This is a genomic window from Anaerovibrio sp., from assembly GCF_024697385.1.
GTDB lineage: Bacteria > Bacillota > Negativicutes > Selenomonadales > Selenomonadaceae > Anaerovibrio.
Window position 1 is genome coordinate 1 of the sequence record NZ_JAILFV010000126.1, and the last position, 11,753, is coordinate 11,753.

The window sequence follows — 11,753 nt, forward strand, 5'->3', positions numbered from 1 at the left end:
ATTTAATCGTCTAAGTGTGTGAGATATTTATAAATCTTGTTACTTTGTAATTATTAATAGAAGAAAGATAGCTCCAAGGGATAAAAAATAAATTTTTAAAAGCGGGTTAACCCCGCTTTGGGGCTTGATGAAAGAATTAAAGTTATGACATTTTATTTGAAAATAAAACGGGTGTTCTATGTAGAACAAATCAATTTGGCAGTCCCATGATTTAAAATACAAAATTATAAAAAAATATCATTCATACAGATGCCAGCCGGAAAGTTCTCAGGTTAAAGAAAAAAGGGCTAGACGGAACAAGGGGACCACCCTTGCCCAGGATGAGATAAATGCAAGACTCCGTAGAGAAAGAACGGAGCATTTGCTTTTGGATAATTTTAAAACTGGAGACTGTTATCTTACATGCACTTATCGGGAAAAACCGGATACGGTGGAACAGATAAAAAAAGACTGGGCTAAATTTAAACGCAAGCTAAAAAATATATATCAAAAAATGGGGCAGGAATATAAATTTATAGGAATTTTAGAAAATTTATTTGGCGGTGGAAGACCACATGGACATATCTTGATTCCGGAAATGGTAACGGAGGCAATCCGCAAGATCAAGAAGATATGGCCACATGGAAATGTGGAAATGAAAACATATGGTGGCGAACCAATAGATGCTCATAGGCTGGCAAAATATTTCACAAAGGATTCTGTATTCAAAAATGCTTCTGCGATACAGAGCAGTAGAAATCTTATAAGGAGCGAAACAAAAAAGGAGATGGTAATCAGATCGGAAACATATATGGACAGCATGAAGGCACCAGCGGGCTATCATATTGTCAAAGAATTATCATATCAGGGATATACCGAGGAAGGGTACCCGATGACTAAAATTTTTTTGGAAAGGGATATGGATGATGACAGAAAATTACCTTCAGCCTACAAAATTTTACGAAAACCAAAGCCTCGAAAGATTGTGGGCACACCTGGAGGAAGAATGCAATGAGGCAATGAATTTGGTGATCCCCTGTATGAGGGTTGAACCAGAGGAAAAATTAAAAAAAGATGCGGCTTTGGAATTGGCCGATGTGCAGATAATGAGCAATACAATTATTGCAAAAATTAATAGGGAGCCTCTCACAGAAAATGATATTGATGTTTGTAGATGTGAAAGTTACGCGATGCAGATAATCCACTTTGTGGAGGTTAAGGCATCTGCAGCTATGGAATACCGGGCAATATTGCGCGGATATATGGCCAAAGGCGATTATTTGTATAGGTCTCTTTCTGTACTGATGGATTGTGCAGAATCGTTAATGGCATGGTTGATACCTAAAGCGGAGGAGCGTGTGAAAATAAAACAAGCTGCATATGAGAAGAATAAAAAGAGAGGGTATTATCTCTGAAGGTGGAGGGAAGACATGAAGCAGAAAATATACGCTTATTATAGGGGCGATAAGAATATATGCGATGGGACTATCCGAGAGATTCAGAAAAAAACAGGGCTTAACTGGGATTATTTACAGTGGATGAAATGTCCCATAGCACATAGACGCAATAGAGAGCACAGGGGTGCATGCTTGGTTTACATAGGGGAGGAATAAAGATGATTGAGAATAAAGAAAAAATAGCTGAGGCATTAGGTAAAGTCTTTGCTATGACTAGAGAGGATATTGCCAGAGCAGAATACCTTGACGATTCTGCAAACGGCGGAGAGGTGGTTGTACTTTATAACAGCAAGGATGAAGTGTTGCTGGAGGTAAGTGTTCATTGGGATAGTGGCTGCGCATTGATTTTCGATGTGGCTAAGGCTGTGCAGTTCCAGTTGTTATAGGAGTGGCCATGCTGGAGAAACCAAAAAGAGTTAGGCTTAAAGGCAAAGCTTTAAGTAATCTCAACAGAGCTATTCATAATCGGGACCATGACCGGTGTGTTATTTGTGGGGCCTGGGTAAATCCGGCCAAAAAGTTCCACCATGAGCCTTGCGGTATCAATAGGTCGGATGAGGAGCAAAAGGGCGTGGTATTGTGTGATAGATGCCACTATATAAGGCATAACGGTCCGAGAAGTGCTGTGATTCGTGATAAAATAAGGGACTACCTCAGAAAACACTACAAAAAGGAGGCGCAATAATGGCTCAAAAAGATATTGTCTATGTGTATACCAAGTCCTTTGAGTTTTATAGCCGGGGTTTTCGTAAGGCTGGACAGCCAATAGTTAATACCGAATTCTTTAGATGGACACCGGAAAGAATAAAAAAATTTATTGAAAAAGGCTTTATCAGGAGGAAAAGATGAATAAGGTAATTTTAAAGGGGCGGCTTTCAAGAGACCCAGAGCTTAGATACACAACCACAAATAAGGCTGTCACCAGCTTCAATATTGCAGTAAAGCGTAGGGTAGGTAGCGACAATCAGGGTCCAACTGCTGATTTTATTCCATGTATTGCATGGAATAAGCTGGCAGAAATAGTGGCCAATAATCTTATAAAAGGTTCAGAGGTCCTTATTGAGGGGCGGATGCAGGTCAGGTCATACGACGACCAGAACGGAGTCAAGAAATATGTAACAGAGGTTATTGTCAACGAAGTGTATTTCTGTGGCAATAAGAAAGAAAAGGAGGACGGTGGTACTCCAGCTGGTGGTAATAGTCAGAATGATATCGGCAACTTTGGTGGTACTCCGGTTAGTGATGATGATATACCGTTTTAAAAAATGAGGAAGGAGCAATAACACCATGCTCGAAACAGCAACTTTTTTGGCAGGAATGATATGCGGATCAGTTTCAACGACTCTAATAATCATGTTCTTTATGGGAGCCAATAACAGGAGGTAAACATGGTAAATGAGACGATGGAAATCAAAATGATATTCCTGGTAATGGGATTAATTATTGGATGGTATATGGGTAAAAGGTGATGTAATGAGTGAAATAGGAACAACGGTTATAGCTGATATGAAGCGTGACAGGGAAACAGCCAGAGAATATCTGCTGTTCTATGATATCCGGCTGACTGAATATAATCGCAAAAAAGCGGATGAGCTATCATCTCAGCCACGGCCGGATAATCCCCAAGGGGGAGGAAATAATGGAGTGGGGAATCCAACAGAATCCCAAGCCCTCCGAATAGTCCGGTATGATGAATCCCACCCCGAATACTACTGGCTCAAAGCTGTAGAAATTCTCCAGCGAAGTCTTGGAGAAAGGAAGAACATATTCATTAAGGTCAGGCGTGAGGCTGAGGTGAAGAAGGTTAGTGGGGTTGGACGGCCAGCATGGGTTGTCTACACTCAGATGCACTACATGAGGGAGCTGGAGGATAGGTTCCTGAATGGTGCAGTGTCTATCAGCGAAAACTATGTCAGGAACTTGTGGCGTGAGCTAGTAAATCAAACAGTTGAGATTTATCTCAGACTAAAAAATAATATTCGTTATAACGAATATTAGACATATTAAGTGGTATTATGATAAAAGGAAGTAAGATACTTCGATGCTGTTTTCATTTGTAGAACTCCTCGCGAAAGGGACATCTGTAATGGATGTCCTTTTTGTGTTGCAGAGGGGGAGGGCGGCGTCAGAAAAAAAAGGTACTTCTGGCTATATAAAACGCTTGCGCGTCCCGTGGCGCCCAAAAGCTGTCTGCACACAAAAAAAGTTTGTAGCTTAGTTTAATAAAATGAATGACTCCAAATGGGAAAATTCTTTAATATAATCAAAGGCAGTTTTTGGATTTCAAAGTAATTAAAATTTCAAAGCAATTTTAAGGTGTTCAATTTGGACATCACAGAAAGGAGGGGGAGCCCATGAAAGTTACAGAAGATCCACGCAAGATTACTGTTTCCCAGGTTAATCTGGCCAAGGCGTTGGGAGTGACAACTGTACGAGTAAACCAACTTATTCAGGAAGGCATAGTAATCCGTGACGATGAAGATAAGCGGGGCGGCGTATATCTCCTCCAGAGTGTAAGAAACTATGACCGTATGAAAGGCGGCTCCCAGACTGATGAAAATGGTGAAAGCATTGATTACATGGCCGAAAAAGCCCGCCATGAAAAGGTAAAGCGGGAAATCTCCGAGCTGAAGCTGGCCAAAGCTGAGGCCCGGGCATATGATGCCCGTACTGTGGAGCTGGTTTTGACGGAGATGCTTTCAAATCTCAGAACACAGCTGCTTGGTTTGCCCTCTAAGCTTGCTCCTATGTTGGAGAAAAAAGGCAAGGGCAAAATCTATGAGGTAATGACTAGGGAAATTGAAGAAAAACTCAGCGAACTAAGTGAATACACACCGGAGCTATTTACTGATGAGGAAATAGAAGGGGCGGCTGACGATGAAGAAAGCAGTTGACCTATGGCGGTATATATCCGTCAAAGGATTAAAGCCTCTGCCTAAAACCTCAGTCAGCGAATGGGCAGACAATTATCGAATATTGTCCAATACTTCAGCAGAACCGGGGCGGTGGCGTACCAGCAGGGCACCGTATCAGAAGGCCATAATGGATGCTTTTACCCAGGTGGGAGTGAGACGGGTTGCGGTCATGTCATCAAGTCAGATAGGCAAATCTGACCTAATGAACAATATCGTAGGCCGGTTCGCTCATTTAGATCCGTGTACTATCATGATGATACAGCCAACCATCGACATGGCCATAGATTATTCCAAGTCTCGTATTTCTCCAATGCTGCGGGATACACCGGCCCTTACAGACCTGTTTTATACGGTCAAGGACAAGGATGGCGGACAGGGAAAGCAGAATGACGGCAATAATACCATATTATCAAAGATTTTCCCCGGTGGGCGCCTTATTATGTGTGGGGCAAATTCCCCAGCAGGGCTTGCAAGTCGTCCTGTTAGAATACTCTTGGCGGATGAGGTAGACCGTTTCCCAGATTCTGCTGGTGGCGAAGGTGATCCTGTGGATTTGGCTGCCAAGAGAATGACCACTTTCTGGAACAGGGTGATGGGTCTTTTCTCAACTCCTACTGTTGAGGGGCAGAGCCGTATAGAGAAAGAGTACCTTGCCGGTACCCAGGAGGAATGGCAGCATCAATGTCCTAATTGTGGGGAGTATCATACCCTGCGTTATGTGGATATTAAAGCCGAATACACAGAACACAAGGATACTCAGGGCCGTACCACGGTAACAGTGGACAAGGTGCAGTGGGTATGCCCTGATTGTGGAATGCTCTATGATGAGCGGACAATAAAAGACTCAAAGCCAAAATATACACCTATGAACCCGGAGGCGTTGAAGAACGGCATCCGGTCTTTTTATGTCAACTCCTTCTCCAGCCCATGGATATCATGGTCGGAGATTATCAGGGAGTGGCTGGAGGCCAAGGGAGACCCGACGAGGGAGCAGGTTGTAATCAATACACGCTTTGGGGAGCCATATCGTCAGCGGGGAGCCTTTGAGGATGAAATGCAGTTTGTAAGACGGCGGGAAAACTATGGGGCTGAATTGCCGGATGGTGTTCTGCTGTTGACAGCTGCAGTTGATACTCAGGATAACCGTCTTGAGTATGAGATATGTGGCTGGGGCAAGGGTGAAGAATGCTGGGGAATAATGAAAGGTGTTATTCTGGGCATTCCCAAATACCAGAGTACATGGGAGGCACTGGATGATATTTTGGACCGTAAATACTATCTCAAATCGGGGATAGGGTTGAAAGTTGCCCGTGTATTTGTGGATTCTGGTGGTCACTACACCACATCAGTTTACGCATACTGCGAGAAAAACTGGCGCAAACAAAGAATACCAATCCGAGGGAGCAATAACGGCCCTGGAGTGAGCTTGCTGCATAGGCTGGTACATTCCAAGAATCGGCCTATACCACATTACGAGTTGGGTGTAGACGAGGGGAAACAGATGGTTATGGATGGGCTGGACATAAAGGAACCGGGCCCGGGATATTTCCACTTCCCCCTTGATGATGAATACCTGAAAGATAGGGGATATGACCAGATATATTTCAAGGGCATTATCTCCGAGCAACAAAAGACATATAAGAAAAATGGTGTTATCAGCACCCGTTGGGAACCAACCAGCGGGGTAAGAAATGAGCCTTTGGACTTGCGGGTCTATAACATAGCCTGTATGCAGTCCATAAAAGCTAATTGGGCAAGGCTGGAGGAGCTTGTAACAGGAAGGCAGTCACAAAACACAAAGGAAATAATGCGGGTGAAGGAACCTTCCAGGATAAAGAAATCCGCACGCTCCTCCAGACAGTCCAATATTTGGTGAGTGAGGTGAGACAATGGCAAGTGAAATACAAAATGAGCGGCTCAGACTGTATCTTGAAGCCGAAAAGGCTGTATTATCCGGGCAGTCCTACACGATAGGCAATATGACCCTGACAAGGGCGAATCTGTCGTCTATCAGGGCGGCTATTGATAGCCTCATTGCCGGTGGTGCTGTGCTTGAAGGACAAGCTGACACCCGTGGAATGTGTAAGCGGGTAGTTTTCATAGATGGGAGGTGAAACTTTGAGCAGGAAAAAGAAGAAAACTGCTGGCAAGGAAAAGCTAGATATTAAAAATACTGGATATTCTGAGGGTGGCGCGTCCCATCAGTCAAACATACTGAAGGGCTGGAACCCTGTAAAATCCTCATCCAAATCAGATATTGATTTGAATCTCAACACCCTGAGAAACAGGGCGGCTGATGAAGCTATCAATACACCTGTGGGGGCGGCTGCGCTAAATACAAGTGCCACCCATGCTATTGGTACAGGCCTTACATTGTTTCCGCGGCCTAGATTTTCAGAGTTGGGTTTAACTGTTAAAGAATCCCGCGAGTGGATTAAAAAAGCCAGATCTGAATTTGAATTATGGGCAGAGTCGAAAGAATGTGACCTTTACCGGCGCAACAATTTCTATGATTTACAGGATATAGCCTATCTGTCATACATGACTGATGGTGATGCGTTTGCATTGTTCCGTCGCAAGCTGCCAACATCGGGCAATCCTTACACCCTTAGAATCCAACTTTTGGAAGCTACGAGGGTATCAAATCCGATTAATAGCGGTTTTACCACTGTGAATAATGTGGAGATGTTCGCACCTATCAAGGGACACAGAATCATAAGCGGTGTTGAAGTGGACAAAGACGGTGCAGTTACTGCCTATTGGGTATCAAACAAGGTCCCTTATGACCATATTGACCTTTCCGGGGTGGTGGAATGGCAACGTGTAGAGGCTTATGGAAAGCGAACTGGCACACCTAATATACTCCAGATTTGCCACGATGTGCGGGCAGACCAATACAGAGGCGTTCCATACTTGGCACCTGTACTGGAGACATTGAAGCAGACAAGCCGTTATACAACTGCTGAGCTGGCCAGTGCCATCGTTAAATCTTTCTTCTCGCTATTCTTTACCAGCAGCGGAGCCTCTGGTGGTGACCTTAACACCATATTGGGGCAGGGAATAGAGATGGATCCTAATGCTCCGGTGGTAGATGTCGGCGAATATGCTTTAGGCCCTGGCACACTAAATGCCCTGCCTATGGGCGTGGATGTAAAGGCAATGGATGCCAGCAATGCTCAGAGCACCTTTGGGATATTCATTCAGGAGCTTATAAAGCAGATTGGGGCGGCTTTAGGACAACCTTATGAAGTACTGATGAAGAACTTTACCAGCTCTTACAGCGCATCCAGAGCAGCGTTGCTGCAGGCATGGGATGAATATAAGCAGCGCCGCGTATGGTTCGCCCGTGATTTCTGCCAGCCTGTATATGAAATATGGCTCGCTGAAGCTGTAGCCAATGGGCGGATTGATTGCCCTGGCTTTTTTGATGATCCGCGCATAAGAAAAGCATGGAGCTGTGCTGAGTGGTATGGCCCGACCATGAGTATCCTTGACCCTGTTAAGGATATGAAGGGCTCTATGCTGCGCGTACAGAGCGGACTGAGCACTGGCGAACGGGAAGCTGCAGAAATGACAGGCAGCGATTATGAGGATAACCTTCACCAGCTCGCCTATGAGAATGAATTAAGGGAAAGCTTAGGGCTTCCAACATCTAATACAGCATTTGCCACGGAAGGGGGTGAAGAAAATGGGAAAGATAGTGACAACGATGACAACTCCGAGGTTTTGGAAGGTGACGAACAAGGCCGGGGAGAACGAACCCGCCGAAATGTTCCTATATGGAGAAATCACTCATGAGAAATGGTTTGACGATGATGTGACTGCCAAGGCATTTGCTGAGGATTTGGCTGCATTAAACGGCTGTGATTTGAAGCTCAGAATCAACAGTCCCGGCGGTGATGTGTTTGCAGCACAGGCTATTTATAACCAGCTTAAGGATTATAAGGGTCGTGTAACAGCTCAGGTTGACGGGCTGGCTGCGAGCGCAGCGACAATCATCACATGTGCAGGAGATACCGTCATAATGCCGGGAAATGCCCTGTTTATGATTCATAATCCTTTGACCTATGCCGTGGGAAATGCTGATGAAATGAGAAAGACAGCTGATAATCTCGATATTGTTCGGGATACGATTGTCAGCGTATATCTGAGCCGTACCAAAGGCAAGGTTACGGAGGATGAATTAAAGTACATGATGGATGCAGAAACATGGCTTACAGCTGATGAGGCTGTGACCTATGGCTTTGCTGATTCCGTGACGGATGAGCACATTGAAAACCGTATCAACGGTAATCTGCTTATTATGAACTCTATATCCTGCGATTTGAGCAAATTTAAGCACGGAGAGAAGGCCCGTGCAATATTTGAAAACATCCAGAAACCAAAGAAGGAGGCAAAAAAGAACATGGAAAACAAAGAGACTTTAGGCTTGCTTCAGAAAATTGCTGACAAGCTGGGTATCGGCGAAAAGCCAGAGCCCGTGCAGGACAAGACTGCTATTGAAAATGCAGTAAAGGCCGAAAGAGAGAGAATCATTAACCTGGAGGCCATGCTTACAGGTGACAGTGTTATCGATGCGATTATCAATGCTGCCAAGGAGGCAGGCCAGACCGCTGATGATATCAAGGCCTATATTGACGCGGTGAACAAGGCCAAGGAAAGTGAGACTGTCAACAATGCTGCCGTAGAGGCTATGTCCAATATCATCAAGGACAATATGGAATCCGGGGCGGCCAATGTAACTGCCACTGCCCCAACTGTGGATGAAAAGCAGGCAGCTATTGATGAAATTGTAAATATTGCCAATGGCAAATAAGAAGGAGGATTAAAACAATGGCTAGTTTAGAAAAGGTTACTGGCGTGGCTTATGATGAGCTGTTTGCTGGCCCGGAGATTCCGGCAATGACTAAGAATGTAACTATCAAATCAGGTTCCACCGTGGTACGCGGTCAGTTATTGAGTATTGATAGCGGTACCGGCAAGGTTATTCCTACCCCTGCTGCGGTTGCAGCTGTTGAAGCTGATGCAGAGCACAATATTGAGGCCCAGGATGCTGTACCAGCCGGAGTGGCTGTGTTTGTTGCCAAAGAGGCTGTGGATGCATCCACTGCTGACAAAGTTGCAACTGTATATACTTCCGGCTTTTTCAACCGTGAGAAGCTGGTTGCAGTTACCAATGATACCGTTGACGGACATGAGGCAGAGCTGCGTGATGTAAATATCATCCTGTCCAGCTTGAAGTAAGAAAAGGAGGATAAAAATAATGGCTATCAACATGAAAGATACAGTTTCTCTTATGCAGGCAATGGAGCGAATCAAGGCACCTGCCACCACTTTGGTAGATACCTTCTTTCCTATCGTTCCAACACCCGCCGTAACTTCCAAAATCGCTGTGGAGTACAGAAAGGGCGGTCGCCGTCTGGCACCATTTATCATTGATGGTGAAGTAAAGGGCATCAACGTATCCCGCGAGGGCTCCAATGTGGACATCTATGTACCTCCAATGGTTGCACCACGCCGTACAGTGAATGCTGAAGATATTGAACAGCGCGGATTTGGCGAAACCATTTACAGCACAAAGACTGCAGCTGAGCGTGCTACTGAGATTCAGGCCAACGATTTGAAGGAGCTTCAGGCCATGATTCTTAACCGCAAGAATCAGATGGCAGCAGAAATTCTTACCACCGGCTCCTACACCATCAAGGGCTATGCTGATGATGGCGAAACTGAAAAACAGGCTACCATTTCCTTTGACTGGAATCAGAGCATTACTCCTTCCACTGCATGGGACCAGGCAGGAGCTACCATCTACAAGGACATTAAGGGCGCATCCGAGATGATCCAGGAGAATGCTGGTGTTGTTCCTACCGTTATGTTGGTTGGTAAGAATATCGCAGGGTACATGCTGAACAACACTGAGATTATGAAGTGGTTGTCTGTACCAAATAACCAGAATCTGTCCATTATGAGCATCCAGCCTCGTATTATATCCCCTCAGGTTATGCGCATCGGTATTATCCAGAGCCTTAACCTTGAGGTATACAGCTACATGGAGACCTACACCGCTGATGACGGCTCCACCAAGCCTTTCCTTGGTGCTAATGATGTTATCATTGGTATTCCGGGCCGTGGCCGTCAGCTCCATGGTGCTGTTAATCTCATCAATGATGAGGAAACTGGCTTTGAGACTTATTCTGCCTTGTATGTTCCTAAGTATGCCGCAAGCAAGTCTGCCAACAATATGAGCCTCACGGTGTACAGCCGCTTCTTGCTGGCACCGGAATTCACTGATGATTGGGCCTACATCAAGGCCAAGTCTTAAGAACAGGGGGCGGCTGTTATGATTATCAAAGTTTCTAAGGGCTATGTAAGCTACAAGGGTGAGCTGTATGGCGTAGGCAAAACCATTGAACTTCCTGATGATACAGCAAAGAGCCTTATTGTTCAGGGTGTGGTTGAGGAGGCTGGTGAACTGCCAGCCTCTGATATTGAGCCCGTTCTTGACGATGAGGAGACTTCGGAGCTGGAGGAGCTGGAAGATGAAGATGCTGAGGAAGAGGATGAGGACATAGTGGCAGAACTGCCAGCTGTGGAGCCTGAGCAGACCGTAAGCAAGAGCACTGGTAAAGCCAACAGCAAAGGCACTAGCAAAACCAACAGCAAAGGCAAGGGCGGCAATACTCGTGCCAAGAAAGTGTGATGTGCTATGAGTGCTTTTCAGGACCAGCTAAAGAAGGATTTTGCCAATGTGTTTATCAACCTTGACGAATTCGGCTCCGAGCACGAATTAAACGGCGTAAATGTGCGATGTGTTGTCCAGTCTCCCACAGAACAGGATAACCTTTTAAAGGGCCTGCAATATAGAGGATTTGAAGCCGTACACACACAACAGGCCATCGTCTATGTAGTAAAGGATGATTTACAGGAGTTCCCGGCCAAAGATGAGGTTATGACATTTGATGGTGAAACATGCGTTGTTGATTCCTGCGAGAACCTGATGGGGATGCTCAAGCTGACCCTTGATTTTAACCATGCTTAGGCGGTGATATTATGGGCATTCAAGTTGAATTGATGGGTGATGAGGCCCTGATGAGGGTATTAAGCTCATTAAGTGCTCGGAACATAAATCCTGCAATTTCTTCAGCAGCTGGAAGAGCCGCCACCCATGCCCGCAAGGTGGGCAGCAAGGAAATCAGAAACGTTTACGCTGTCAAGGCTGGGGCTCTGAAGGGCAAGGCCCAGATCAGCAAGATAACTGGTGGTGCAGTAATAAATGTCCGGGGCGGCAGTGAGCCTGTAAAGTCATTTAACGCAAATGTCAGGGGCAAGGGGATATTTGTGGCAATAAAACGCGGCAAGAAATCCCTTGTACCCCGCTCATTTATGATGAACAACCGCTTTG

General features: G+C 45.3%; 17 protein-coding genes. All 17 read left to right on the forward strand.

Annotated elements, in window-relative coordinates; all coding sequences use genetic code 11:
* Positions 1–367 precede the first annotated feature (367 nt).
* Positions 368–994: a hypothetical protein gene (locus tag K6C05_RS07305; RefSeq protein ID WP_296733099.1), complete on the forward strand. Its 627-nt coding sequence runs from the start codon at positions 368–370 to the stop codon at positions 992–994.
* Positions 995–1,019: 25 nt separating this feature from the next.
* Complete coding sequence (locus K6C05_RS07310) at positions 1,020–1,394, forward strand: hypothetical protein (RefSeq protein ID WP_296733101.1); 375 nt, start codon at positions 1,020–1,022, stop codon at positions 1,392–1,394.
* A 15-nt stretch (positions 1,395–1,409) separates the two neighbouring features.
* Positions 1,410–1,592 carry a hypothetical protein gene (locus tag K6C05_RS07315; protein ID WP_296733103.1) on the forward strand — a complete coding sequence of 61 codons (183 nt, stop codon included), beginning with the start codon at positions 1,410–1,412 and terminating at the stop codon, positions 1,590–1,592.
* Between the two features lie 2 nt (positions 1,593–1,594).
* A complete protein-coding gene (locus K6C05_RS07320; protein ID WP_296733105.1) occupies positions 1,595–1,822 on the forward strand; it encodes a hypothetical protein in 228 nt (75 codons plus the stop codon).
* 298 nt (positions 1,823–2,120) lie between these two features.
* Positions 2,121–2,285, forward strand: a complete 165-nt coding sequence (locus tag K6C05_RS07325; RefSeq protein ID WP_296733106.1) for a hypothetical protein — start codon at positions 2,121–2,123, stop codon at positions 2,283–2,285.
* A complete protein-coding gene (locus K6C05_RS07330; protein WP_296733109.1) occupies positions 2,282–2,698 on the forward strand; it encodes a single-stranded DNA-binding protein in 417 nt (138 codons plus the stop codon). The genes K6C05_RS07325 and K6C05_RS07330 overlap by 4 nt, the downstream gene beginning before the upstream one ends.
* Before the next feature lie 181 nt (positions 2,699–2,879).
* Positions 2,880–3,434, forward strand: a complete 555-nt coding sequence (locus K6C05_RS07335; protein WP_296733111.1) for a hypothetical protein — start codon at positions 2,880–2,882, stop codon at positions 3,432–3,434.
* Between the two features lie 356 nt (positions 3,435–3,790).
* On the forward strand, positions 3,791–4,330 hold the full coding sequence (locus K6C05_RS07340) for a hypothetical protein (RefSeq protein WP_296733114.1): 540 nt from the start codon (positions 3,791–3,793) through the stop codon (positions 4,328–4,330).
* Positions 4,314–6,227: a terminase gpA endonuclease subunit gene (locus K6C05_RS07345; RefSeq protein WP_296733116.1), complete on the forward strand. Its 1,914-nt coding sequence runs from the start codon at positions 4,314–4,316 to the stop codon at positions 6,225–6,227. The genes K6C05_RS07340 and K6C05_RS07345 overlap by 17 nt, the downstream gene beginning before the upstream one ends.
* Before the next feature lie 13 nt (positions 6,228–6,240).
* On the forward strand, positions 6,241–6,465 hold the full coding sequence (locus tag K6C05_RS07350; RefSeq protein WP_296733119.1) for a DUF6148 family protein: 225 nt from the start codon (positions 6,241–6,243) through the stop codon (positions 6,463–6,465).
* 4 nt (positions 6,466–6,469) lie between these two features.
* Entirely contained in the window at positions 6,470–8,149 is a 1,680-nt protein-coding gene (locus K6C05_RS07355) for a phage portal protein (RefSeq protein WP_296733121.1), read from the forward strand.
* Positions 8,040–9,167: a head maturation protease, ClpP-related gene (locus tag K6C05_RS07360; RefSeq protein WP_296733123.1), complete on the forward strand. Its 1,128-nt coding sequence runs from the start codon at positions 8,040–8,042 to the stop codon at positions 9,165–9,167. Before K6C05_RS07355 ends, K6C05_RS07360 begins: the two co-directional genes overlap by 110 nt.
* Positions 9,168–9,184: 17 nt before the next feature.
* Entirely contained in the window at positions 9,185–9,595 is a 411-nt protein-coding gene (locus K6C05_RS07365) for a hypothetical protein (protein WP_296733126.1), read from the forward strand.
* A gap of 19 nt (positions 9,596–9,614) precedes the next feature.
* A complete protein-coding gene (locus K6C05_RS07370; protein WP_296733128.1) occupies positions 9,615–10,673 on the forward strand; it encodes a major capsid protein in 1,059 nt (352 codons plus the stop codon).
* 18 nt (positions 10,674–10,691) lie between these two features.
* On the forward strand, positions 10,692–11,051 hold the full coding sequence (locus tag K6C05_RS07375) for a hypothetical protein (protein ID WP_296733130.1): 360 nt from the start codon (positions 10,692–10,694) through the stop codon (positions 11,049–11,051).
* 6 nt (positions 11,052–11,057) lie between these two features.
* Positions 11,058–11,390 carry a hypothetical protein gene (locus K6C05_RS07380; RefSeq protein ID WP_296733132.1) on the forward strand — a complete coding sequence of 111 codons (333 nt, stop codon included), beginning with the start codon at positions 11,058–11,060 and terminating at the stop codon, positions 11,388–11,390.
* Between the two features lie 11 nt (positions 11,391–11,401).
* Positions 11,402–11,753: hypothetical protein (locus K6C05_RS07385; protein WP_296733134.1), on the forward strand; the 352-nt coding region annotated here is incomplete at its 3' end.